The 24078-nt window shown below is 59.0% G+C and carries 25 protein-coding genes, 1 tRNA gene and 1 pseudogene; 18 read left to right on the top strand and 9 right to left on the bottom strand.

Annotated elements, in window-relative coordinates:
• Positions 1 to 120 precede the first annotated feature (120 nt).
• A complete protein-coding gene (locus tag ACI2KB_RS25020; RefSeq protein ID WP_404639051.1) occupies positions 121 to 372 on the top strand; it encodes a sulfurtransferase TusA family protein in 252 nt (83 codons plus the stop codon).
• Between the two features lie 47 nt (positions 373 to 419).
• Complete coding sequence (locus ACI2KB_RS25015) at positions 420 to 1490, top strand: AI-2E family transporter (protein ID WP_404639049.1); 1071 nt, start codon at positions 420 to 422, stop codon at positions 1488 to 1490.
• A 119-nt stretch (positions 1491 to 1609) separates the two neighbouring features.
• On the opposite strand, the gene ACI2KB_RS25010 is transcribed toward ACI2KB_RS25015, so the two are convergent.
• Both ACI2KB_RS25010 and ACI2KB_RS25005 read right to left on the bottom strand, forming a co-directional pair.
• Positions 1610 to 2083 (bottom strand): peroxiredoxin, encoded by a 474-nt coding sequence (locus tag ACI2KB_RS25010; protein ID WP_404639047.1) that lies wholly within the window; start codon positions 2081 to 2083, stop codon positions 1610 to 1612.
• A 22-nt stretch (positions 2084 to 2105) separates the two neighbouring features.
• A complete protein-coding gene (locus tag ACI2KB_RS25005) occupies positions 2106 to 2669 on the bottom strand; it encodes a glycine cleavage system protein R (protein WP_404639045.1) in 564 nt (187 codons plus the stop codon).
• Positions 2670 to 2982: 313 nt separating this feature from the next.
• Between ACI2KB_RS25005 and dapA the strand changes: the two genes are divergently transcribed.
• From dapA to ACI2KB_RS24975, 6 genes and pseudogenes are all read left to right on the top strand, one after another.
• Entirely contained in the window at positions 2983 to 3861 is an 879-nt protein-coding gene (gene dapA / locus ACI2KB_RS25000; RefSeq protein WP_404639043.1) for a 4-hydroxy-tetrahydrodipicolinate synthase, read from the top strand.
• 17 nt (positions 3862 to 3878) lie between these two features.
• On the top strand, positions 3879 to 4994 hold the full coding sequence (bamC, locus tag ACI2KB_RS24995; RefSeq protein ID WP_404639041.1) for an outer membrane protein assembly factor BamC: 1116 nt from the start codon (positions 3879 to 3881) through the stop codon (positions 4992 to 4994).
• A complete protein-coding gene (locus ACI2KB_RS24990; protein WP_404639039.1) occupies positions 4995 to 5753 on the top strand; it encodes an MBL fold metallo-hydrolase in 759 nt (252 codons plus the stop codon).
• Between the two features lie 58 nt (positions 5754 to 5811).
• The gene (gene purC, locus ACI2KB_RS24985) at positions 5812 to 6525 is read left to right on the top strand and encodes a phosphoribosylaminoimidazolesuccinocarboxamide synthase (RefSeq protein ID WP_404639037.1); all 714 of its coding nucleotides are present in this window, start codon (positions 5812 to 5814) and stop codon (positions 6523 to 6525) included.
• Between the two features lie 91 nt (positions 6526 to 6616).
• Positions 6617 to 6706 (top strand) — tRNA-Ser (locus ACI2KB_RS24980).
• 61 nt (positions 6707 to 6767) lie between these two features.
• A pseudogene (locus ACI2KB_RS24975) lies at positions 6768 to 7183 on the top strand (DUF86 domain-containing protein).
• Positions 7184 to 7248: 65 nt separating this feature from the next.
• Here the strand turns inward: ACI2KB_RS24975 and ACI2KB_RS24970 are convergent.
• Positions 7249 to 8487, bottom strand: a complete 1239-nt coding sequence (locus tag ACI2KB_RS24970; protein ID WP_404639035.1) for a saccharopine dehydrogenase NADP-binding domain-containing protein — start codon at positions 8485 to 8487, stop codon at positions 7249 to 7251.
• A 27-nt stretch (positions 8488 to 8514) separates the two neighbouring features.
• Positions 8515 to 9612, bottom strand: coding sequence for a carboxynorspermidine decarboxylase (locus tag ACI2KB_RS24965; protein ID WP_404639033.1), 1098 nt, complete (start codon positions 9610 to 9612; stop codon positions 8515 to 8517).
• A 395-nt stretch (positions 9613 to 10007) separates the two neighbouring features.
• On the opposite strand from ACI2KB_RS24965, the gene ACI2KB_RS24960 reads away from it, so the two are divergent.
• The 7 genes from ACI2KB_RS24960 (at position 10008) to ACI2KB_RS24930 (ending at position 18881) form a co-directional block, all read left to right on the top strand.
• On the top strand, positions 10008 to 11696 hold the full coding sequence (locus ACI2KB_RS24960; protein ID WP_404639031.1) for an NAD-dependent malic enzyme: 1689 nt from the start codon (positions 10008 to 10010) through the stop codon (positions 11694 to 11696).
• Positions 11697 to 11923: 227 nt separating this feature from the next.
• Positions 11924 to 13594, top strand: a complete 1671-nt coding sequence (locus tag ACI2KB_RS24955; protein ID WP_404639029.1) for a GMC family oxidoreductase — start codon at positions 11924 to 11926, stop codon at positions 13592 to 13594.
• Positions 13595 to 13953: 359 nt separating this feature from the next.
• On the top strand, positions 13954 to 15603 hold the full coding sequence (locus ACI2KB_RS24950) for a phosphoethanolamine transferase (protein WP_404639027.1): 1650 nt from the start codon (positions 13954 to 13956) through the stop codon (positions 15601 to 15603).
• Positions 15596 to 16261: a class I SAM-dependent methyltransferase gene (locus ACI2KB_RS24945; protein ID WP_404639025.1), complete on the top strand. Its 666-nt coding sequence runs from the start codon at positions 15596 to 15598 to the stop codon at positions 16259 to 16261. The genes ACI2KB_RS24950 and ACI2KB_RS24945 overlap by 8 nt, the downstream gene beginning before the upstream one ends.
• A gap of 133 nt (positions 16262 to 16394) precedes the next feature.
• Positions 16395 to 17528 carry a ribonuclease D gene (gene rnd / locus ACI2KB_RS24940; RefSeq protein ID WP_404639023.1) on the top strand — a complete coding sequence of 378 codons (1134 nt, stop codon included), beginning with the start codon at positions 16395 to 16397 and terminating at the stop codon, positions 17526 to 17528.
• Positions 17525 to 17818 carry a YcgL domain-containing protein gene (locus ACI2KB_RS24935; protein WP_404639021.1) on the top strand — a complete coding sequence of 98 codons (294 nt, stop codon included), beginning with the start codon at positions 17525 to 17527 and terminating at the stop codon, positions 17816 to 17818. Before rnd ends, ACI2KB_RS24935 begins: the two co-directional genes overlap by 4 nt.
• Positions 17819 to 17948: 130 nt before the next feature.
• On the top strand, positions 17949 to 18881 hold the full coding sequence (locus ACI2KB_RS24930) for a D-2-hydroxyacid dehydrogenase (RefSeq protein ID WP_404639019.1): 933 nt from the start codon (positions 17949 to 17951) through the stop codon (positions 18879 to 18881).
• A 105-nt stretch (positions 18882 to 18986) separates the two neighbouring features.
• Here the strand turns inward: ACI2KB_RS24930 and ACI2KB_RS24925 are convergent, their stop codons facing one another.
• Positions 18987 to 19580, bottom strand: a complete 594-nt coding sequence (locus tag ACI2KB_RS24925) for a nitroreductase family protein (protein WP_404639017.1) — start codon at positions 19578 to 19580, stop codon at positions 18987 to 18989.
• Between the two features lie 265 nt (positions 19581 to 19845).
• Between ACI2KB_RS24925 and ACI2KB_RS24920 the strand changes: the two genes are divergently transcribed.
• The gene (locus tag ACI2KB_RS24920) at positions 19846 to 20295 is read left to right on the top strand and encodes a YcgN family cysteine cluster protein (protein WP_404639015.1); all 450 of its coding nucleotides are present in this window, start codon (positions 19846 to 19848) and stop codon (positions 20293 to 20295) included.
• Positions 20296 to 20344: 49 nt separating this feature from the next.
• Entirely contained in the window at positions 20345 to 21595 is a 1251-nt protein-coding gene (locus ACI2KB_RS24915; protein ID WP_404639147.1) for a hypothetical protein, read from the top strand.
• Between the two features lie 115 nt (positions 21596 to 21710).
• Here the strand turns inward: ACI2KB_RS24915 and ACI2KB_RS24910 are convergent, their stop codons facing one another.
• From ACI2KB_RS24910 to ACI2KB_RS24900, 3 genes are all read right to left on the bottom strand, one after another.
• Positions 21711 to 22082, bottom strand: a complete 372-nt coding sequence (locus ACI2KB_RS24910) for a DUF2892 domain-containing protein (RefSeq protein WP_404639013.1) — start codon at positions 22080 to 22082, stop codon at positions 21711 to 21713.
• An 84-nt stretch (positions 22083 to 22166) separates the two neighbouring features.
• Entirely contained in the window at positions 22167 to 22655 is a 489-nt protein-coding gene (locus ACI2KB_RS24905) for an RNA methyltransferase (protein WP_404639011.1), read from the bottom strand.
• 77 nt (positions 22656 to 22732) lie between these two features.
• Positions 22733 to 23095, bottom strand: coding sequence for a YajD family HNH nuclease (locus ACI2KB_RS24900; RefSeq protein WP_404639009.1), 363 nt, complete (start codon positions 23093 to 23095; stop codon positions 22733 to 22735).
• A 144-nt stretch (positions 23096 to 23239) separates the two neighbouring features.
• On the opposite strand from ACI2KB_RS24900, the gene ACI2KB_RS24895 reads away from it, so the two are divergent.
• Positions 23240 to 23524: a hypothetical protein gene (locus tag ACI2KB_RS24895; RefSeq protein ID WP_404639007.1), complete on the top strand. Its 285-nt coding sequence runs from the start codon at positions 23240 to 23242 to the stop codon at positions 23522 to 23524.
• Positions 23525 to 23584: 60 nt separating this feature from the next.
• Here ACI2KB_RS24895 and ACI2KB_RS24890 read toward each other — a convergent pair whose 3' ends face one another.
• A complete protein-coding gene (locus ACI2KB_RS24890) occupies positions 23585 to 24058 on the bottom strand; it encodes a cyclic nucleotide-binding domain-containing protein (RefSeq protein ID WP_404639005.1) in 474 nt (157 codons plus the stop codon).
• Positions 24059 to 24078: the final 20 nt, after the last annotated feature.

The following is a 24078-nucleotide window of genomic DNA, read 5'->3' as shown; positions in this document are numbered from 1 at the left end:
TGTAGCTGTCTCAATGGCTTGCTGACCAGAGTGGGGTATTCTTGCAAGCGTGTATGTCTGTTGTTCTTCATCTTATTTGCAGTTTCTGTGTAAATGGATGTGTCTGCCCGGAGAGAAATGATGTCTGACGCTGTACTGCCGCCTGCCGTTTGCGATGCCGAGTTGGACGCCAGTGGCCTGAATTGTCCGCTGCCACTGCTCAAGGCCAAGATGGAACTCAACCGTCTGGCCAGCGGCGCGGTGCTTAAAGTGACAGCCACCGATGCCGGTTCGCAGCGGGATTTTCGTACCTTTGCCAAGTTGGCGGGCCATGCGCTGTTGCACGAAGAAGCGGTCGACGGCATTTATCGTTATTGGTTACGTAAAGCCTGATCGTATTGACCTTTTAGCTTTTCATTTCATCGCCCCAAGGATCATTGATGTTCAAAGTGCTTCGCGACTGGATGCAGCGCTACTTCTCGGATGAAGAAGCGGTGGTGCTGGCGGTGCTGCTGGTATTGGCGTTCACGATAGTCCTGACATTAGGCGGCATGCTGGCACCTGTGCTGGCGGGGTTGGTGCTGGCGTTTCTGATGCAGGGGATGGTGGCCCAACTCGAACGTTTCCGCGTGCCCGAAGGGGGAGCTGTCGGGTTGGTGTTTGCGCTGTTCATGGGGGCGCTCGCGCTGTTTCTGCTGGTGCTCGTGCCGTTGCTCTGGCATCAGATGATCACCCTTTTCAATGAACTTCCGGGCATGCTCGCCAAGTGGCAGTCGTTGCTCTTGCTGCTGCCGGAGCGCTATCCGCATCTGGTGTCCGATGAGCAGGTGCTCCAGGCCATCGAAGCTGCTCGCGGAGAAATCGGAAAATTCGGTCAGTGGGCGCTGACGTTTTCCCTTTCCAGCCTGCCGCTGCTGGTCAACATGATGATCTATCTGGTGCTGGTGCCGATTCTGGTGTTCTTCTTCCTCAAAGACCGTCGGATGATTGGCCGCTGGGTGCGAGGTTATCTGCCGCGTGAGCGTACGCTGATTACCCGTGTGGCCGAGGAAATGAACCGGCAGATCGCTAACTATATTCGCGGAAAAGTCATCGAGATCTTCATTTGCGGCGCAGTGACCTACATTGCATTCGTGGCGATGGGGCTCAACTATTCGGCATTGCTGGCGATGCTGGTGGGGATTTCGGTCGTGGTGCCCTATGTCGGCGCTGTGGTGGTGACCGTGCCGGTGGCGTTCATCGCGCTGTTTCAGTGGGGTTGGAGCGATCAGTTCATCTATTTGATGGCGGTCTACGGCATCATCCAGACGCTGGACGGCAACGTGTTGGTGCCGCTGCTGTTTTCGCAAACCGTGAGCCTGCACCCGGTCGCCATTATCTGCGCGGTGCTGTTGTTTGGCGGGTTGTGGGGATTCTGGGGGATTTTCTTCGCCATTCCGCTGGCGACGCTGTTCAAGGCCGTTCTGGATGCCTGGCCGCGTAATGAGCCGACAGTGGCGCCGTTGTTGTAACTCACTGGATCGAAACCTGTGGGAGCCGGCTTGCTGGCGAATGCGGCGGGTCAGCTGCATTTGAGTCATGACACACCGTTTTCGCCAGCAAGCCGGCTCCCACAAGGTCAAAGCTGCGCTCAGGCTTTGTTAAGCGCCTGAGCCGCTTCCAGCACCGCGTCCACATGGCCCGGCACTTTCACGCCACGCCATTCCTTGCGCAGCACGCCGTCCTTGTCGATCAGAAAAGTGCTGCGATCAACGCCCAAGTATTCCTTGCCGTACAGTTTTTTCAGTTTGATTACGTCGAACAGCTGGCACAGGGATTCGTCCTTGTCCGAGATCAACTCGAAGGGGAACGCCTGCTTGGCCTTGAAGTTCTCGTGGGACTTCATGCCGTCGCGGGACACACCGAAGACCACCGTGTTGGCGGCCTTGAACGCCTCGTATTGATCACGAAAACCCTGGCCTTCGGTGGTGCAGCCGGGGGTGCTGTCCTTGGGATAGAAGTAAATGACCACTTGCTGGCCTTTCAGCGCCGACAGGCTGACCGCCTGCTCGCTGGTGGCCTGCACTTGAAAGTCGGGAACGGGTTTGTCCAGTTCAACTGCCATTGGGGCTTCCTTACAGAGAGGCTTACATAGGCGCCTGGGGGCGCCAGGGTTCGATCAACGCGTCGAGATTGAGGGCATCGGCGAAATCCAGAAACTGATCGCGCAGCCAACTGATCTGGGTGCCTGCCGGCAGGGTCACGGTAAACGTCGCGTTCAGCATGGTGCCGCCAGTCTGTGGTGCCTGATAGGTGTCGCAGATCAGGTTTTCCAGCTCGACATGATGATCGATGAAAAACTGGCACAGCTCATTGATGATGTCCGGGCGATACGCCGAGCTGACATAAGCCACGTAAGGCAGCGCCTCTGGACGATTGTCCAGCGTAGAACTGCGTACCACGTTGACGGTGAAGGCGTGTTTCTTCGAAAGATTCGGCAGACCGGTTTCCAGACGTGCCAGCGCGTCCCAGCTACCGGAGACCTGCAGCACCAGCGCGCTGCATTCGCCATGGCGGGTGAGGCGCGAGCTGACGACCGAGCAACGGGATTCATGGCTGGCGCGGCACAGGACGTTGGTCAGCTCCATTGGGTTGGCGCCAAGGGCACTGATGACAAGGAATTGTTCGCGAACTGTGGGGATGGACGACATGCAGCTTTCCTAAACGATGAGCGGTCGGTACGTTCCTGGCCGGAGTGCAGGGATCTGTGAGGGCGAGCGTCTCGGTCCGCTCCCGGTTCGTCATCGCGCATTGCCGGTGTGAATCGCTCACATCAGGCGAAAGCGGGGCTGGAACGGGGTTTGGGGCGACGAAAGCGATCAGTCGAACGAACTGCGTGGATGAGCTGTACCGATCAAAGACCGAAGGGTAGCGAAAACCGTCGCTCAGGGGAATGCTCGCCTTGTGCAAGGACCATGGCGCCAGTACCATTACCGCTCTCTTTTTCCGGCAGGAGCGGTTTGCATGATTGCGGGCAGTATGGTGGCACTGGTCACACCTATGGATGCACAGGGGCGTCTTGACTGGGACAGCCTGAGCAAACTGGTGGACTTTCACCTGAAAGAGGGCACCAACGCCATCGTCGCCGTCGGCACGACAGGCGAGTCCGCGACCCTCGACGTCAACGAGCACATCGAAGTGATTCGTCGCGTGGTCCAGCAAGTCGCCGGCCGCATCCCGGTGATCGCCGGTACGGGCGCCAACTCCACCCGCGAAGCCGTGGAGCTGACCACCAACGCCAAGAATGCCGGTGCCGATGCCTGCCTGCTGGTGACCCCGTACTACAACAAGCCGACCCAGGAAGGCCTTTATCAGCACTTCAAGCACATCGCCGAAGCCGTGGACATCCCGCAGATTCTGTACAACGTGCCGGGCCGCACCTCGTGTGACATGAAGGCCGAGACCGTGATCCGCCTGTCGAAGATCAAGAACATCATCGCCATCAAGGAAGCCACTGGCGACCTGCAGCGCGCCAAGGACATCCTGGCCGGTGTCGACAGCGATTTCCTGGTCTACTCCGGCGATGACGCCACTGCGGTCGAGCTGATCCTGCTCGGCGGCAAGGGCAACATTTCCGTGACCGCCAACGTCGCTCCGCGCGACATGGCCGAATTGTGCAAGGCCGCCATCGCTGGCGACGCTGCCACTGCCCGTGCCATCCACGAAAAGCTGATGCCGCTGAACAAGCAATTGTTCATCGAATCGAACCCTATCCCTGTGAAGTGGGCCTTGCATGAAATGGGTTTGATGCCGGACGGTATCCGTCTGCCGCTCACCTGGCTCAGCGAGTCCTGCCACGAGCCGGTACGTCAGGCCCTGCGCCAGTCCGGCGTATTGGTTTAATGAGGAAGCACTACGCAATGAAGCGACTGGCCGGACTTTCCGCACTAGCCCTGATCATTTCCAGCACCAGCGGTTGCAGCTGGTTGTTTGGGCAGGACGGTTACTTCCGTGATCGCAGCAGCGATTACCTGGAAGCGACCCAGAAACCCCCGATGCAATTGCCTGAAGGTATTCAGGAAGCCAAACGTCTGGACCCGCTGCTGCCGATCCCGCGCAACGTGGCGGACGACACCCAGAAGGGTGAGTTCACCGTGCCGCGTCCGCAGCCGCTGTCCACCGTTCAGGAGTCCGGCGACTACACCTTGCAAAAGAGCGGCGATAACCGCTGGATCCTGGCGCAACGCGCCCCGGCCGAAGTCTGGCCCGTGGCCCACCAGTATTTCGAAGACAACGGTTTCCGTATCGCCGAAGACCGTCCGCAGACCGGTGAATTCAGCACCACCTGGCAGCGCAAGGATGAACTGTCCGCAGCGGTCGCCAATCGTCTGGGCGGCGCGGGCGACAGCGCCAACACTGAAACACGCGTGCGTGTCCGCATCGAGCCGGGCGTGCAGCGCAACACCAGTGAAATCTACATCGTCAGCGCCCAGCGTCCGGCGGGTAGCAGCGATGAGCCTGCATTCTCCTCACGCAGCGTCAACATCGGCCTGGACTCGGTCCTGACCGATGACATGCTGGCCAGCCTGAGCCGAACCGCCGAGAAAGGCGGTTCGGTGTCGCTGCTCGCCGCGCGTGACTACGACACCCCGAGCCGTGTGTCTCTGAGCGAAGACGGCAGCGGCAACCCGGTGTTGAACCTGGGCGCCGACCTCGATCGCGCCTGGTCCAGCGTGGGCCGTGCGTTGAATCAGGGTGACTGGCGCGTTGAAGACATCAACCGCAGCCTGGGTCTGTACTACATCAACCTGGCCGAGAAGGCCGACCGTCCAGAGAACAAGCCAGGCTTCTTCGCTCGCATGTTTGGCAGTGAAGAAACCAAGGAACAGAAAGAAGCCCGCGCCGAGCGCTATCAGGTTCGTCTGAGCAAGGTGGGTGACAACGTTCAAGTGACCGTCGAGAAGAACATCAACACCGTTGCGCCGACCGACGTCGCACGCCGTGTGTTGAGCGTCATTCAAGACAACCTCGGCTAAGTGCGCTTCGCGGTTCTGGGCAGCGGCAGCCGGGGTAACGGCACGCTGGTTGCGAGCAACGACACGTATGTGCTGGTCGACTGCGGTTTCTCCCTGCGGGAAACCGAACGTCGGCTGGAGCGGCTGGGGGTCAGTGGCCATCAGCTGAGTGCCATCATGGTGACCCACGAACATGCCGATCATGTGCATGGCGTGGGTTTGCTGTCTCGGCGCTACGATGTTCCGGTTTACCTCAGCGACGGGACCTTGCGCGGTATGCGTAAGCCGGTTGAGTCGGGTATCAGGCTTCAAGGCGGGCAGGGCGTGCAGATTGGTGACCTGAACATCGATGTGGTCTCCGTGGCCCACGATGCGCTGGAACCGACGCAGTTCGTCTTCAACGATGGTCGCCGTCGTTTTGGCTTGCTGACCGATTTGGGCTCGTACTGTCCGGCGGTGCTGGGCAGCTATCAGGGGCTGGATGCGTTGATGATCGAGTCCAACCACTGCCGTGACCTGCTCGCTCGCGGGCATTATCCGTACTTCCTTAAACAACGGGTCGGCGGGCAATTCGGACACTTGAACAACCATCAGGCCGCCAGCCTGGTGAGTGAGCTGGGATGGCAGGGCCTGCAGCATCTGGTGCTGGCCCACCTGAGCAGCAAGAACAACCTGCCGCACCTGGCCCGGCAATGTTTTGTCGACACCCTCGGGTGCGACCCGGACTGGCTACAATTGGCCGATCAGGATTCAGGGCTCGACTGGCGCGAAATCGCCTGACGTCCCAACCAACTCTCAATGGGCGTTTGGCCCACGTTATTTGCAAGCGGAGCCCATCATGGAAAAACGTGAAGAACTCTACCGCGGCAAAGCCAAGTCGGTTTACAAGACCGACGACGCTGACCGCTTGATCCTGCTGTTTCGCAACGACACCTCGGCGTTCGACGGCAAACGCATCGAACAACTCGACCGCAAAGGCATGGTGAACAACAAGTTCAACGCCTTCATCATGCAAAAGCTCGAAGCGGCTGGCATTCCGACCCAGTTCGACAAACTGCTGGCTGACAATGAAGTGCTGGTCAAAAAGCTCGACATGATCCCGGTCGAATGCGTCGTGCGTAACTACGCTGCAGGCAGCCTGGTCAAGCGTCTGGGCGTCGAAGAGGGCATGAAGCTCAACCCGTACACCTTCGAGCTGTTCCTGAAGGACGACGCCAAGGGCGATCCGTTCATCAACGAATCTCACGTCGTGGCGTTCGGTTGGGGCACCGCCGAGCAACTGGCACGCATGAAAGAGCTGTCGCTCAAGGTCAATGATGTCCTGAGCAAGCTGTTCGACGACGCAGGCCTGCTGCTGGTCGACTTCAAACTGGAATTCGGTGTGTTCAGCGACGGCTCCATCGTCCTGGGCGACGAGTTCAGCCCGGACGGCTGCCGCCTGTGGGACAAGGACACCAAGAAGAAGATGGACAAGGACCGCTTCCGTCAGGGCCTCGGTGACGTCATCGAAGCCTACGAAGAAGTCGCCCATCGCCTCGGCGTCCCGCTCTAAAGCGGAAACCGTCGCAAGCGCCTGAAAAAACGCGAAAATTTTGAAAAAAGGGTTCGCGTTTTTTCAACAAGCTGTTATGATGCGCGCCGTTGGAGAGATGCCGGAGTGGCCGAACGGGACGGATTCGAAATCCGTTGTACTGGCGACAGTACCTAGGGTTCAAATCCCTATCTCTCCGCCATTACAAATGAAAGCCCCAGAAGTTATGCTTCTGGGGCTTTTTTGTTTTCTGGAAAGGACTCATGGGCGATAGCGTACTGATCAGCAAGGCAACAGCCGTTAATCGTTGCGCATCCAGGGCTCGTGAGGAGTATGAAAAGGATCCTGCTACGTTTGCATTCGACGAGTCTCGGATAGACGCCGCAATTCTGAACATCTTGAGAGCCTGCGCCGCTGCTCAGGATATGGGGTAGCACCTCATCCGCCGAGAGAAACTGGGCGTTCCTGAGAGCGCTCAGGACGTGTTTGATGTGTTGTGCAAGGACGGGTGGGTTGAGTCTGCGCTCGCAGCTTCCATGAAAGGCGTGGTGGGTTGCAGAGATGCCGCCTTTTATCGAACAACGCGCTTCAGTTGCCAATCATTGTCGCAGTGATCACGCAACATCTAGATGACTTGGTTCGCTTCAGCTCATTCGTTCTGACGCGGGATGCCGCCTGACGGCTTGGCAAGATTACAGCTCAAAACAAAGTGCGCCCAACCGGGCGCACCTCATTCTCAACGACTTACGCGTCCCAGGGACGGTCGCCGTTCTCATCCTTGATGCGGGTCGGCAGACCCATCACGTCCAGCGCCTTAAGGAACGCCTGAGCAGGCAGCTCCTCGACATTGACCATGCGCTTCACGTCCCACTCACCACGGGCCACCAGCAGGGCAGCGGCAACTGGCGGTACGCCTGCGGTGTAGGAGATGCCTTGGCTGTCGGTTTCGGCGAAGGCTTCTTCGTGGTCGGCGACGTTGTAGATGAACACTTCGCGCGCTTTGCCATCCTTGGTGCCTTTGACCAGGTCGCCAATGCAGGTCTTGCCGGTGTAGCCCGGTGCCAGCGAGGCAGGGTCAGGCAGTACGGCCTTGACCACTTTCAGCGGAACGATTTCGACGCCTTCAGCGGTTTTGACCGGTTGCTCGGACAGCAACCCGAGGTTTTTCAGCACGGTGAATACGTTGATGTAGTGCGCGCCGAAGCTCATCCAGAAACGCACGTTGGGCACGTCGAGGTTTTTCGACAGCGAGTGCACTTCATCGTGGCCGGTGAGGTAGAGATCTTGCGCGCCTACGACGGGCAGATCGTCGGTGCGTTTGACTTCGAACATGGTGTTGCTGGTCCACTGGCTGTTCTGCCAGCTCCACACTTGACCGGTGAATTCGCGGAAGTTGATTTCCGGGTCGAAGTTGGTGGCGAAGTATTTGCCGTGGGAACCGGCATTGACGTCGAGGATGTCGATCGAATCAATGCGGTCGAAATATTCTTGTTGCGCCAGGGCCGCGTAGGCGTTGACCACACCTGGGTCGAAGCCGATGCCGAGGATCGCAGTGATGTTCTTCTGTTGGCATTCTTCGAGGTGTTTCCACTCATAGTTGCCATACCAGGGCGGCGTTTCGCAGACTTTGCCCGGCTCTTCGTGGATCGCCGTGTCCAGATAGGCAACGCCGGTGTCGATGCAGGCACGCAGGACCGACATGTTGAGGAACGACGAACCGACGTTGATGACGATCTGCGATTCGGTTTCCAGAATCAGCGACTTGGTCGCTTCGATATCCAGCGCATTCAAGGCGTAGGCCTTGATCTCCGCAGGCACCTTGAGGCTGCCTTTGGCGTTGACGCTGTCGATGATGGCCTGGCACTTGGAGATGTTACGCGACGCGATGGCAATACGACCGAGTTCGTCGTTATGCTGCGCGCACTTGTGGGCCACCACCTTGGCGACACCTCCTGCACCAATGATAAGAACGTTCTTCTTCAATTTATTTCTCTCTCCTTTTCCGCCAGCTTACGAAAGGCTGGACAGGTAATCGTCGAAACCAAACTCACGAACTACCTCGACTGTACCGTCGAGTTGTTTCACTGCGATGGACGGCATTTTCAGGCCGTTGAACCAGTTCTTCTTGACCATGGTGTAGCCTGCTGCGTCGACAAACGACAGCCGATCGCCGATGGCCAGCGGACGATCAAATTGATACTCACCGAATATGTCCCCGGCCAGGCAGGATTTGCCGCACACCATGTAGGTGTGTTCGCCTTCGCTTGGGGCCAGTTTCGCATTCAAGCGGTAGATCAGCAGATCGAGCATGTGGGCTTCGATGGAGCTGTCGACCACGGCCAGGTGCTTGCCGTTGTACAGAGTGTCGAGCACGGTCACTTCCAGCGAGGCGCTTTGGGTGATCGCGGCTTCGCCCGGCTCCAGATACACCTGCACGCCGTATTTCTGTGAAAACGCTTTCAGGCGCGCGCAGAACGCATCCAGCGGATAGCCTTCGCCAGTGAAGTGAATGCCGCCGCCGAGGCTGACCCACTCGACTTTGTGCAACAGATGACCGAAGCGTTCTTCGATGGTGGACAGCATCTGGTCGAACAGGTTGAAGTCACCGTTCTCGCAGTTGTTGTGGAACATGAAGCCGGTGACCTGATCGATCACTTTCTCGATCTTTTCCGGGTCCCATTCGCCCAGACGGCTGAACGGGCGAGCAGGGTCGGCCAGCAGATAGTCGGAGCTGCTGACTTGCGGGTTCACGCGCAGGCCGCGCACTTTGTCGGCGCAGGCAGGGGCGTGGCGCTCCAGTTGGCTGATGGAGTTGAAGATGATCTTGTCGCAGTTGGCGAGCATCTCTTCGATTTCGTCGTCTGCCCAGGCGACGCTGTAGGCGTGGGTCTCGCCTGCGAATTTCTGGCGGCCCAGCTTCAGCTCATAAAGAGAAGAAGACGTGGTGCCGTCCATGTATTGCTGCATCAGGTCGAACACCGACCACGTCGCAAAACATTTCAGGGCCAGCAAGGCTTTCGCACCGGAGTGTTCGCGCATATACGCGATCTTTTCCATGTTGCGCAGCAGCTTTTGTTTGTCGATGAGGTAGTACGGCGTGTTGATCATTTCGTGGCCTCCAGCAATGCCAGCCGAAAAAGGACGGGGATTGTGCCTTCACTCGAAGGGGATCGAAAGGGTGAAAGGAACTTTTTGCCGCTAAATGCGACGTTCGTGACCCAATTCCGCCTGTGCTGAAACATTTTGTGTTCGGTTGGCAGTCGGCGGGCGTGCTTTCCTGACAACTCTTTCACTGGCGTCCCCTTCGCGTTCGGCCATCATTTAGCAATCAAGACAGTGACAAAATGTCGCAATCGACTTTAGGCGAGTAAGATAGGCGCCCTGATTTTTCATCACCCCCATTTTTCAGAAGGGGCCTGCGTTGAGTGTCGGACTTGATCGACCTCCGGGGCGCCGTTTCTGAGCCCGCATTGACAGAGCAAACAGAGAAAAGGCGATTACTGATGACCAAGACCTCGCGACCTTTGTACATTTCCTACGCAGGCCCGTCGCTGCTGGAAATGCCGCTGCTCAACAAGGGCAGTGCGTTCACGCCGCAGGAGCGTGTGGATTTCAACCTGATCGGTCTGCTGCCGCAGAACGTTGAAACCATCGAAGAACAAGTGACCCGCGTTTACAGCCAGTACCAGCAGTGCGCGAGCGACCTCGACAAGCACATCTACCTGCGCTCGATTCAGGACAACAACGAAACGTTGTTCTTCCGCCTGCTGGATTCGCATCTGGAAGAGATGCTGCCCATTATCTACACCCCGACCGTGGGTCAGGCGTGTCAGGAATTTTCCAAGATCTACCGCACCCACCGCGGCCTGTTCGTGTCCTACCCGGATCGTGATCGCATCGACGACATCCTGCGCAGCGCCACGAAAGATCGCATCAAGATCATCGTCGTGACGGACAGCGAGCGCATCCTTGGTCTGGGCGATCAGGGCATCGGCGGCATGGGCATTCCAATTGGCAAACTGTCGCTGTACACCGCATGCGGTGGTATCAGTCCGGCGTATACCCTGCCGATCGTGCTGGACGTTGGCACCAATAATCAGGAGTTGCTGGACGACCCGATGTACATGGGCTGGCGCCACAAGCGCGTGACCGGCAAAGAGTACGAAGACTTCGTTGCGCTGTTCATCGAAGCCGTACAACGCCGCTGGCCAGATGTACTGCTGCAGTTCGAAGACTTCGCCCAGACCAACGCCATGCCGTTGCTGGAGAAGTACCGCGACGAGCTGTGCTGCTTCAACGATGACATTCAGGGCACCGCGTCGGTGGCTGTGGGTACGTTGCTCGCGGCATGTAAAGCCAAGAACGAAACGTTGGGTCAGCAACGTGTGGTGTTCCTTGGGGCGGGTTCCGCCGGTTGCGGCATTGCCGAGCACATCATTGCTGCGATGGTGATCGAAGGTCTGACCGAAGCCGAAGCGCGCAAGCGAGTGATGATGGTCGACCGTTTTGGTCTGCTGACCGATAGCATGGACAACTTGCTGGACTTCCAGAAGAACCTGGCACAGAAAGCCGCAGACGTGTCGGGCTGGGCTTCTACCGATGAGTATCCAGGCTTGCTGGACGTGGTCACGAATGGCAAGCCGACGGTGCTGATTGGTGTGTCGGGCCAGCGTGGCCTGTTCACCGAGCAGATCATCCGTGAAATGCACAAACACTGCGCCAAGCCGCTGGTGATGCCGCTGTCCAACCCGACCTCGAAAGTTGAAGTCACGCCGCAGGAAGTCCTGACCTGGACCAACGGCGACGCGTTGGTAGCGACCGGTAGTCCGTTTGCCCCAGTGACGGTAGGCGATCGCACTTTCCACATCGCTCAGTGCAACAACTCCTACATCTTCCCGGGCATTGGCCTGGGTGTGATCGCGGCGAAGGCTACGCGCATCACCGACAAGATGCTGATGGCGGCGTCCAACGCGCTGGCTGAATGCTCGCCCATGGTCACTGGCAAGGGCGATGCGGTGCTGCCGCCGCTGAAAGAAATTCAGGCCGTGAGCAAGAAGATCGCACTGGCCGTGGCCAAGCAGGCTCAGGCTGAGAACGTGGCACTGGAAACCACGGAAGAGATGTTGGTGGAAGCGATCGAGCGTCATTTCTGGATGCCGAACTACCGCAGCTATCGTCGTAGCGCGGTGTAGGTAACGCCTGATCCGAGGATGAATACGGACCTGTGGGAGCCGGCTTGCTGGCGAAGGCGGAATGTCTGATACGCATTTGCTGACTGACACAGAGCATTAGCCAGCAAGCCGACTCCCACGACGTAATCTGATCCCGAAAGACCGCCGAAGCAGGCGGTCTTTTTTTTTCCGGCAAAAGCCCGCAGGATGAACCCTCGACAAAAACAAGAATGATCGACGAGGGACGCATGCAAACGGACAGTGTGCTCTATGACTACGTGATCGTCGGCGCAGGCCCCGCCGGGTGCTTGTTGGCCAATCGGCTGTCACACAACCCTTCTCATCGCGTTCTGCTGCTCGAAGCGGGCGGGCAGGACAACTACCCCTGGATTCACGTGCCAGTGGGTTATCTCTACTGCATTGGCAACCCACGCACCGACTGGTGCTTCAAGACCGAAGCCGAGCCCGGCCTCGATGGGCGTGCCCTGAACTACCCGCGCGGCAAGGTGCTGGGCGGTTGTTCGTCGATCAACGGCATGATTTATATGCGTGGCCAGTCTCGGGACTACGACGAGTGGGCCGCGCTGGGCAACAAAGGCTGGAGTTGGCGGGACGTGCTGCCGATCTTCAAACGCTCGGAAAGCCACTACGCCGGAAACTCCGACCTGCATGGTGCGCAAGGCGAGTGGCGAGTCGAGCAGCAGCGTCTGTCGTGGACCTTGCTTGACGCGTTTCGTGAAGCGGCGGCGCAAACCGGGATTGCCTCGATTTCCGATTTCAACGGAGGCGACAACGAAGGTTGCAGTTATTTCCAGGTGAACCAGCGGCGCGGTGTGCGCTGGAATGCCTCTAAAGCTTTTTTGCGCCCAATTGCCCAACGTCCAAATCTGACGGTCATGACCGGCGTCGAGGTCTCACGCATCGTGTTCGAGAATGGCCGGGCGAGCGGCGTGTTGGCAAAGGTCGGCCATCAGGAACAGACGTTGCGCGCGCGTCGAGAAGTGATCCTGTGTTGCGGCTCGGTGGGGTCACCGATGGTCTTGCAGCGCTCGGGCATCGGCCCGAGACCCTTGTTGGAAAAGCTCGGCATTGAGGTACGCAACGAACTGCCTGGCGTTGGCAGCAATCTGCAGGACCACTTGCAGTTGCGGCTGATCTACAAGGTCAGCAACGGCCATACCCTCAATCAAATGGCGAGCAGCCTGTGGGGCAAGATGAACATGGGCCTGCGCTACGCGCTCAATCGCAGCGGTCCGTTGGCGATGGCGCCGAGCCAGTTGGGTGCGTTTGCCCGATCAGGTCCGGAGCAGACCAGCGCCAATCTTGAGTACCACGTTCAGCCGCTGTCGCTGGAGCGCTTTGGCGAGCCGTTGCATGGCTTTCCGGCTTTTACTGCATCCGTCTGCGATCTGCGTCCGCAAAGCCGGGGCAGTGTGCAAATCCGCTCGGCACTGGCTGATGCCGCGCCGATCATCCGTCCTAATTACCTCAGTCACGAAACCGACCTCAAAACCGCCGCCGACGCCATCCGCCTGACCCGCCGCATCGCCGCTGCGCCTGCGCTGGCGCCTTTCGAGCCGGTGGAATACCTGCCCGGTGCGAGCCTGCAAAGCGAAGAAGAATTGCGCCAGGCCGCGGGTACCATTGGCACCACCATTTTTCATCCGGTAGGCACCTGCAAGATGGGGCAGGGGATGGATGCTGTGGTCGATGAGCGGCTGCGGGTGCGGGGCGTACCGGGTTTGCGCGTGGTGGATGCGTCGATCATGCCGACCATTACGTCCGGCAACACCTGTTCACCCACGGTGATGATTGCGGAGAAGGCGGCGCAGATGATTGTTGAGGATGCGCGTGTGACTGACAGCTCCAGCGGGATTGGCATGGTCAAGGCGTTTGATTATGCCGCAGATCCTTTGTAGGCCTTCACTGGCCTGCTGCCGGTAATGAGTGCATCGACTGTCTCAGGTGAGTCGTATTCTTGTGGGAGCCGGCTTGCTGGCGAAAGCGTTGGGTCAGCTATGGATGAGCTGAGTGAAGGATCTCGTTCGCCAGCAAGCCGGCACGCACAGGAGATGCTTGATCGGCAACAGCGTCTCTACAGGCGAGATATCGCTTGGGTTTGAGTGTGGATTTTTCCTGCAACAAAAGCCGCCAAACCAGACCTTTTGTTCGCATCCTTTTCACAAAAAATTGATAGCGCCCGCCCTAAAGTTTGCGGCATCGGGAAAGCGTTCAGTCTTTCGTCCGACGCTCTCATTTTTCAGGCACACAGATTCCCATGTTGAACGTAAAAGCAGTTCGTCCGGAGCTTGCGACCCTGCTCGCCAGTGTTTTCTTATTGGCCGGGTTTAACCTCACGCTGTGGCGGCATTTATTCACCATCACTGACTTCACCGGTCAGGGGCTTTTGCTGCGCAGTGCGTTCGCGATCATGGTGTTGTGTGTATTCAATATTGTTCTGACGCTGTTTGCGTTCAAGAGAGTTTTGAAGCCTGTATTGATCACGCTGTTCATGATCAGTGCCGGTGTTGCGTATTTCATGAGTGAATACGGCGTGCTGATCGATTCAGGCATGTTTCGTAACTTTGCGGAAACCAATGCCACCGAAGTGCAAGGTTTGTTGTCCTTGAAACTGTTGGCTTACTTGTTATTTCTTGGCCTCGTGCCGTCGGTGATTCTCTGGAAGACCCCTATTCATTACCGCCGCTGGCCTCGTGAAGTGCTGAGCAAGGTGATCGTCAGCGCGGTGAGCGCCAGTGTGATCGGTGGCGTGGCGCTGATGAATTATCAGGGGCTGTCCTCGTTGTTTCGCAATCACCATGAATTGCGCCTGATGGTGGTGCCAAGCAACTACATTGGCGCCTCGATGGGGTATTTGAGCGAGCAGGTGAAGTCTGCCCGGCAACCGTTCGTGGCCATTGGCGAAGACGCGAAACTGGCCAGTGAGTGGCAACAGCACAAGCGCAAGTCCCTGACAGTGCTGGTCGTGGGCGAGAGCGCGCGTGCCGAGAACTTCGGTATTCTGGGCTACAACCGTGACACCACGCCTCAGTTGAAGAAAGAGCGCGGCCTGCTGACGTTCACCGACGTGCACTCCTGTGGCACAGAGACCGCCGTGTCGGTGCCGTGCATGTTTTCCAACATGGGCCGCAAGGATTACGACGCCAGCGTTGCCAAAAACAAGGAAGGCATGCTCGACGTGCTCAAGCGTGCGGGCCTTGACGTGATCTGGCGTGACAACCAGTCGGGCTGCAAAGGCACCTGCGACCGGGTGACCCTGCAAGACGTCAGCAATCTCAAGGACCCCGTGCTGTGCGCCAACAACGAATGCCGTGACGAGATCCTGTTGCAAGGCCTGCAGAACTTCATCGACCACCTGGACAAGGACACGGTGCTGGTATTGCACCAGATGGGCAGTCACGGACCTGAATACTTCAAGCGTTACCCAAAAGAATTCGAAAAGTTTACACCGGTCTGTGAAAGTAATGCGCTGAATAACTGTTCTCGCGACAGCATCATTAACGGTTACGACAATACCTTGTTGTACACCGATCATGTGTTGGCGTCGTTGATCGATATATTGCGCAGCAACCAGAATAAAGTGGACACCGCGATGCTGTACCTGTCCGACCACGGTGAGTCATTGGGTGAATATAATTTGTTCCTGCACGGCACGCCTTATCTGTTGGCTCCGGATCAACAAAAACATGTGCCGATGATCGCCTGGTTCTCCGATAACTATCAGCAGTCGTTCGCCGTGGACACTCATTGTTTGCAGAAAGAGCGCAATGCCCCGCTCAGTCAGGACAACCTGTTCCATTCGATGTTGGGGCTGTTGCAGGTTCACACCAGCGTCTACAACCCGGCGCTGGACATGTTCGCGGGCTGCCGGGGTATTTACACGGATGGGGTACTGGCCAATGAATGAGCACACGACGGATCAACGTTCGCTGCGGGACTATGTTCACCGCCATGAGCAGGGACTGGCGCGGCGTTTGAGCCTGTGGCGCGACGCACAGTTGGCGCGTCTGGCCTTGCGCGATGCGGGGGATCCTGGTCTGGTGCTGGACTTGCCGTCCGGTGCCGGGCGGTTCTGGCCGGTGTTGGCCGAGCACGCCAATCGGGTGATCCTGGCGGCGGATCCCTCCATCGACATGCTGGACATTGCCGAGACGCAATCCCCGATCGAGGTGCGCAAGCGCATCCGGACGTTCCAGAGCTCAGCGCTCTCCATCGATCTGTCGGCCAATGCGGTGGATTGCATCTTCTGCATGCGCCTGTTTCACCACATCGCCGACAGTGACCAGCGCCGGGCGATTCTTGACGAGTTCTATCGCGTGACCCGTGACACGGCCATCGTCGCGTTGTGGGTCGATGGCAACCTGAAAGCCTGGCGCCGCAAGCGTCAGGAGCAGCATCGGTTGTCGTTAGGGGGGACGCAAACGCCACGCAACCGCTTCGTGGTGTGCCGCAATCAGATCGAGTCGGAGTTTCTCGACGCGGGTTTTCGTATGGTCGGCCACCACGATTTTCTCCCGGGTTATGCCATGTGGCGCGTGTATGTGCTGCGCAAATCCGGTTATTAATCCGATGGGCGGTCGTCTGACAGGGCGTTATCGATAAACGCGGAAGATGAAGTTGTTCAAGACTTGCAGGACGGATGCCCGGTAAACGCCCTGAGCGATATATACTGCGCGCCATTCTTCAAGGGAGAGCCGTGTGGCCATCGATATTCACTGGATTCGCGACGACGACAGCCTCGCCCACCACTGCGCCGAGTGGCAGAAACTGCCATTCGTCGCGCTCGACACCGAATTCATGCGGGTCGACACCTTCTATCCCATCGCGGGTCTGTTGCAGATCGGCGACGGTGCCCGTGCCTTTCTGATTGACCCTTTGCTGATCGGCAATTGGGCGCCCCTGTCTGCGCTGCTGGAAAACACCGACGTCATCAAGGTTCTGCATGCCTGCAGTGAAGACCTCGAAGTGCTGTTGCGCCTGACCGGCAGCCTGCCTGTGCCCTTGTTCGACACCCAGCTCGCGGCGGCCTACCTGAACCTGGGGTTCTCGATGGGCTACTCGCGTCTGGTACAGGACGTGCTGAACATCGAACTGCCCAAAGGCGAGACCCGTTCGGACTGGTTGCAGCGTCCGCTGTCAGAGACTCAGATCAGCTACGCAGCGGAAGACGCCGTGCATTTGGCGGAGGTGTATGCCCTGCTGCGCCCGCGTTTGTCAGACGACAAGTACGCCTGGGTCCTGGAAGATGGCGCCGAACTGGTCGCCAACCTGCGCCGCGAGACCGACCCTTATGAGATCTATCGTGAAGCCAAGCTGGCGTGGAAACTGTCTCGCGCGCAGTTGAACGTGCTGCGCGAGCTGTGCGCCTGGCGTGAGCAGCAGGCCCGCCTGCGCGATCAGCCTCGCAACCGCATCCTGCGTGAGCACTCGCTGTGGCCGCTGGCCAAGAGTCAGCCGGACAACCTGGGCGCGCTGGCGAAAATCGAAGACATGCACCCCAAGACCGTACGTCAGGACGGCGAATTCCTGCTGAACCTGATCAAGACGGCAGGCAACGTATCGCCTGATCTCTGGCCTCCGGCGTTGCCGGAGCCACTGCCCATCGAAGCATCGAATGTATTGAAGCGCCTGCGCAGCATTGGTCAGCAGCAAGCGGAACGCCTGAACATGGCGCCGGAACTGATGCTGCGCAAGAAGACGCTCGAAGCCTTGCTCAAGACCGGTTTCCCTGACGGTCCCTACCAACTGCCCGATTCGCTGCGTGGCTGGCGCCGTGAATTGATGGGCCAGATGCTGCTCGACAGCCTGGCCACTGCCGGAGAACAGCCTTGAAACAGATTTGCTCCATCTATCGCAGCCCACGCAAAAACGAAATGTACCTCTACGTGCTCAAGAGCGAGGCGCTGGAGCGGGTTCCAGAAGGTTTGCTCACCGCGTTCGGCAAGCCGCAACACGCGTTCGATCTGGTGCTGAGTCCCGAGCGCACCCTGGCCCGTGAAGACATCCACACGGTGCTGGAAAATCTGGAAAAACAGGGTTATCACCTGCAGATGCCGCCCGCCGAGGAAGAGTACATCGAGCATCTGCCCGACGAGTTGCTGCGCCGCAACGATCCGGTCTGATCGCTGATCCCCTGCCATTCATCGCAGGGGTATACCAGGCCGTTTGTGGGTCGAGGGGTGTCTTCGTCGTTGAACGAGCGCAGCCCGGGGCCCGGCGGTCGCATGTTCTGTTTTTTCGAGTTTTGATTTCATGCGCGTTCTGATTGCCGAACACGATTACGCCGTTTACACCGATTTGCTGCGCAAGGCCGCTCCCGACATTGAAATCCTGAGCAGCGGCGACTCTGCCGAACTGGCGAAAATGGCGGTAGATTCGCCGATCTGGCTGGGTCAGCCTGATCTGCTCGCCACGCTGCTGCGCCAGGGCCATACACCTCAATGGGCACAATCGACCTGGGCGGGAATCACGCCGTTGCTGGCCGAGGGCCTCAACCGCAATTATCGATTGACCCGCGCCGTGGGGATTTTTGGCCAAGTCATGGCCGAGTTCGTACTGACTTACATGCTGGTGCATGAGCGCGAGGTGCTGGCGCGGCTGGTGAGCCAGGTCGAGCGCAAGTGGGATAACCGGCCTGGCCTGAGTCTGGCCGGGCGCAAGGCGCTGATCGTGGGCACGGGGGATATCGGTGTCAGCGTGGCGCAGTTCCTGGTGCCGTTTGGGGTGCAGGTGTATGGCGTGGCCTCGACGTCACGTACGCTCGCGCCGTTCGTCGAAGTGGGGGCGCTGGACGATCTGCCCCGACTGGTGGCCGACGCGGACTTCGTGATCAACCTGTTGCCGAATACCCCGCAAACCCACGATATCTACGACGCGAAGCTGTTTGCCCAATTCAAGCCGTCGTCGTTGTTCATCAACGTCGGACGTGGCGTGGCAGTGGTGGATGCCGATCTGGTTCACGCGTTGAAAGAGGGGCATCTGGCGGGCGCCGTGATCGACGTCTGCCGTCAGGAGCCGTTGCCGCAGCGCCATCCGTTCTGGACGGCTTGGGGGCTGCTGTTGACCGGCCACAGCTCGGCCCCGACCTCACCGCCTGCGATGACCCGATTGTTCGTCGAGAATCTGAATGCGTATGTGGCGGGTGAAGCGTTGCGTGGGGAAGTGGATTTCGCGAAGGGGTATTGAGGTCGGGTTACGTTCGACCTGATTGCCCCCGAAACCTGTGGGAACGAATGAGTTCGCTCCCACAGGGGGGCGGTGTTCGTTAGATCGATGTAACTCCTGCCATGCTTACAGGCTGAAATCCCCCTCAGCCGCCAATTCAGCCAGCGGACGACGTGGGCTTGGCACTTCGCGGGCTTGCAGGTATTCGGCCAGGGTCGATTTGTCGCCCAGCTTGCCAATGGCGACGGCGGCGTGCAGTGCGTAGCCTTCCGGAATCTTCAGCTCCTTGCGAGTCAGTTCCTGATCGAAGCCGGCCATGCCGTGGGTGTGCCAGCCGCTCAGGCTCGCTTGCAGCGCCAGGTGGCCCCAGGCCGATCCGGTGTCGAAGGTGTGCCACAACGCAGGTGTTTCTTCAGTGGCGCCGGGCGCCGTGAAGGTCGTTTTGGAGATGACGATCACCAGCGCCGACGCGTGCTGTGCCCAGCCCCGGTTGAACTCGTTCAACAGGCCCAGAAAACGCTCCCAGTCGGGCGTGTCGCGACGGGCATACAGAAAGCGCCATGGCTGCGAGTTGTAGGCCGACGGTGCCCAGCGAGCGGCTTCGAAAAAACTCAGCAGCGTCTCTTGCGGGATGCTTTCGCCAGTGAACGCACGAGGCGACCAGCGATCGGTGAATTGCGAGTGGATGGCGTATTCGGCAACGCGTGGGTTGGCACTCATGAAAGGATGATCCTGAACAGGTTTAAGTGACCGCCTGCTGGCAGAAGCGGCAAGCGGAATCCATCGGATGGGCCGTGGACGGCAGGCATCGTCGAAGCGGTTGATGCGGGCAGGGCTCTGATCAGAGCGTGCGAGGGCATAAAGCTACTGCGCCGACCCGGTGATGACAAGCCTCTGGCTACCGACAGTCGCCAATGCTTGGCCCCCATGCGATGTGCCACTAGACTGGCGGCCTTTTCATCACCGATACCGATTCCCGTACGCCATGGCCGCCGACGTCGAACCCTTCTGGATGCGCAAAACCCTCACCCAACTCAATCCGGTGGAGTGGGAGTCGTTGTGTGACGGCTGTGGCCTGTGCTGTCTGCAAAAGCTTGAAGATGAGGACGATGGCAGCGTGTATTACACGCGCATCGCCTGCAAGTTGCTGGACCTGAAGACCTGCCAATGTGCCGATTATCCGAATCGCAAGGCGTTGGTGCCCGATTGCATTCAACTCACGCCGGGTCAGGCCGATGAGTTCAAGTGGTTGCCGCCCACTTGCGGCTATCGATTGGTCAGCGAAGGCAAGGACCTGCCCGCCTGGCACCACTTGGTGTGTGGTGATCGCGAGCAGGTCCACAAGCAGCGTATTTCCCAGTCCGGCCGTATGCTCAGCGAAACGAGCGTGGCCGAAGACGATTGGGAGGATTACCTGATTTTCCGCGCGGGCTGATCCCTTCGTGAGCTGATTCGATCCAACAGCCTGTCGCAACAGGAGTGGTCTGCCCGTGCGTTATCACCTTTCGCTGTGTGCCGTTCTGCTGCTCGTCAGCCTGCCTGCGTGGGCGGTGAAAAAAGTCGACCTGGATTACCACGTCACCTTATTGCCCCAGAGCGATCAGGCCGAAGTGCGCGTGACCCTGGAGCAGGGCAGCGTGGTGCGCAGCCTGAATCTGAATCTGGGCGAGCAGGGGTATTTCAGCGACTTTGCGGCGGACGGCCAGTGGACGACCGAACCGGCACCCTCGGGCACTGCCTTGCGGGGTATCTGGAAACCCGCGATAGGCAAGGCCACGTTGACGTATCGCGTACGAATCGATCGACCTGCTGTGGACACGCATTCGGACAAGCCTCGTTACGACAGCCGCATGACCGCCGAGTGGGCGCTGTTTCGCGGCGAGGACCTGGTGCCCGCCGCCCGGCTCGATCAGCAGGACGGCGTACGCTTGCAGGCGCGTCTGACGTTCGATTTGCCGCCGGGGTGGCGCGATGTCGAAACCTCGTGGCCGCGCATCGGCAAGAACCGCTTTCGCATTGACAACGCCTCGCGTCTTTTCGAGCGGCCCACCGGCTGGATGCTGGCGGGGAATCTGATCAACCGTCGTGCTCATCTGGGTGACACCGATGTCACGGTCAGTGCACCAAAAGGGCAGGGCATGCGCCGCATGGAAAGCCTGACGCTGCTGACGTTCGTCTGGCCTCGTCTGCAAGCCATTTTCCCGCGCACGCCGGGCAAATTGCTGGTGGTCGGCGCGGCGGATTCCATGGCTCGAAATGCCAGTGCCGGGCACGATTCGATCTACCTCAACAGCAATCGCCCGTTGATCAGTGAGAGCGGCGCCAGTCCCGTGTTGCGGGAGTTGGTGCAGGTGTTCGCTCGGGTTCAGACGAAGGATCGAAGTGACTGGATCCGCGCAGGCGTTGCCGAGTATTACGCCGTGGAGTTGCTGCGGCGTTCCGGCGGGATGACCGAGGATCGCTATCAGGACTGGCAATCGATCCTGACGCGGGTCGGGCGCAAGGTGACGACGTTACGTGCGGTTCATGTCGATCAGGCCATGACCGCACGCGCTGCACTGCTGATGGGGGCACTGGATCAGGAAATCCGGCGCAAGACCGACGACCAGAAGTCGCTGGACGATGTAATGCAAGGGCTGGTGCGTATGGGGCCGGTGACGACAGAGGATTTCGCGCAACTCAGCGCCGGGGTGATGGGCGAGCCGTCTAAGGTGTTGGCTACGCCGCTTTTGTAGGATCGCTGTTTTATCTGCACCAGCACGGCTTGTCGGCGGTGGCGTCATTGAAATCGCTACCGCCGGCAAGCCGTGTTGCTACAGAGAATGTGCAGGCAGGACCAATATGCCCAGATCAGGCGCCCTTCGGCCCCTTCACCGCATCGATGCTTTTCACCACGGCTTCTTCTGCCGCCACTTCGGCCTTGGTCTTGAGCTTGCTCAACTCAGCGCCTGCCTCTTCGATACGCGCACGGGCCACGGCCATGTCACTGCGGCTTTTCTCCAGCAACGCCTTGGCCGAGCAATGACCGGTGATACCCCGTGCCAGCACTGCGCCGCCAATGGCCAGTTGCACCAGGCCGAATAGCCCGCCACGGCGCAGGCCCTTGCCCATCATCAGCACGCCCCCGGCCAAAGAGCCGATGCGCTCCCAGCCTTGTACGTTTTGCTCGGGGAGTTCACGCAGCGGACGTTCGACGCGTTTGAGGATCGGGGTATCGCTCATGATGGATTCTCCATGAAAGGTATGGTCCCTGTAGCTGACTGCCACAACCGAAAACTGTTCAATACGTTTGTCGCGACAAGGCGATCAGGTGCGATCGGTTTCGCGGCCGAACAGCGGGCCAGAGCGAGTGTTGTTGCCCTTGGCCATGCGGTCGTAAAGCACGACGTTGACGGTCGCGGCCAGGTTCATGCAGCCGGTGGTGGGGATATACACGACGTCCTCGCACCAGTCGCGGATATCTTTGTCCAGCGAGCCGTCTTCAGGGCCGAAAATGTAGATCGCGCGATCCGGGTGAGTGTATTCGGGCAGTGCGCGAGCGCCTTCTACCAGCTCGACGGCCACCGGCACGCAACCCAGAGGAATGATCTTTTTCAGGTCGTCGATGCCGATCAGCGGAATGTCCTGATGGATCTTCTTGGTGTCGGTGACAAAATCCCGTGCCCGCTCGTACCGCTTGCCGGTGTAGAACACCGACGCCACGCCGTAGCAGCCTGCCGCGCGCATCACCGAACCGACGTTTTCCGGGGATTTGGGGTTGTACAAGCCGATGCAGGCATAGCGTTTGTTGGCCACGGGGAGGGTGCTCTTAGGGGAAAGCGCGGGATTATACGCAGGTCTCGGGAGATGAACTGACCGCTACGGAGCGAATCTCAATCGTCCTTCTTCATCATCCCGGCCAATGCGGCAAACGGGTTGTGAGTGGCCTTGGCCGTTTTCGGCGAACCGAGAGAGCTGTCGGAGAAGTATTGCTGGTCGGTGTAGCGAGAGTGCTCGTTGTCGTGACAGAACAGGCAGAGCAGTTCCCAGTTCGAGCCGTCCTGCGGGTTGTTGTCGTGGTTGTGGTCGCGGTGATGCACGGTCAGTTCGCTCAGGCGTTTGCCGGAAAATTCCCGGGCGCAGCGGCCGCAGACGTGGGGGTACATCTTCAGCGCTTTGTCGCGGTAGCCCATCTCCTTGTCGCGTTTGGCATCGGCCAGAATGCGGTCGAGCTTGGAGGTATTGGTGGAGCTCATGGTGTCACCTGTTTCGTGTGCGGTTGGCAATGGGGCGAGTTTAGCGCGTTGACGTGGGTTCTACAGCCATGTCAGGCAGTGGCAATTTTCTCGCGCAGGAGTAGCCTGAGCGTCATGACAGAAGATTGGCTGTGGAGGCCAACGATGAAGGGGTTCATTCCAGCGGTGTTTGCGCTGATGGCAGTGGGTATGTCGCCCGTGTTTGCCGAATCGTTGCAACCTGTCCTCAACCCGCCCGAGCCGATTGCCGCGACGTCCGGTTCGCCCGGAACGGCCACGCCAACGCCGTACCCTCAGGTCTCGCCCCCCAGCGTCCCGCGTGTGGGAGGGCAGGGCAATCCGCCGTTATTGCCAAAGATTCCGCAACCGGGGCCGCCGAAGGATGATGAGCCATTGCCTGCGATGACGCCTGCCAAGCCAGCCCCTTGATTCCAGGGTGGCTGATCAACCGCATTCGCCACCAAGGCGGCTCCCACAATCTGAGCGTTGCTACTCCTGCTGCGCCAACACCTGCCCATCCATCATGCGCAGGCGCTTGGACATAGCGATGGCAATGGCGCGAATGATCTTGGCGGCCACCTTCGGCGCGTCGTTGAGCATCTTGTCCAGTGAGTCCTTGCCCAGGTTCAGCAGGTAGCAGGACGACGCTGCGACGCAGCTCGCGGATCGGCGTTCGCCATCTAGCACCGCCATTTCCCCAAAGGCGCGGCCACTGCGCAGAATGGCCGTTTCCACTGGCTTGCCTTCACTATTGAGCTTCTGCACCGACACCGTGCCCGAATGAATGATGCACATGAAGGTGCCCGCGTCGCCCTCGTTGAAGATGGCTTCGCCTTTTTCGATGCTGCTGATGCTGAAATAGCCCGCCGCCGCAGAAAAGTCCGCAGGCGTCAGGGCGAGAAACAGACCACAGTCCATCAGCATTTCACGGATTTCATTGTTCAGAGAGGAAGCTGTCGGCATGGCGATGTTCTTGTCAGTGT

The organism is Pseudomonas sp. NPDC088444, from assembly GCF_044900175.1.
GTDB lineage: Bacteria > Pseudomonadota > Gammaproteobacteria > Pseudomonadales > Pseudomonadaceae > Aquipseudomonas.
The sequence above is the reverse complement of the archived record's forward strand: the minus strand, read 5'-3'. Positions and strand labels throughout refer to the sequence as shown.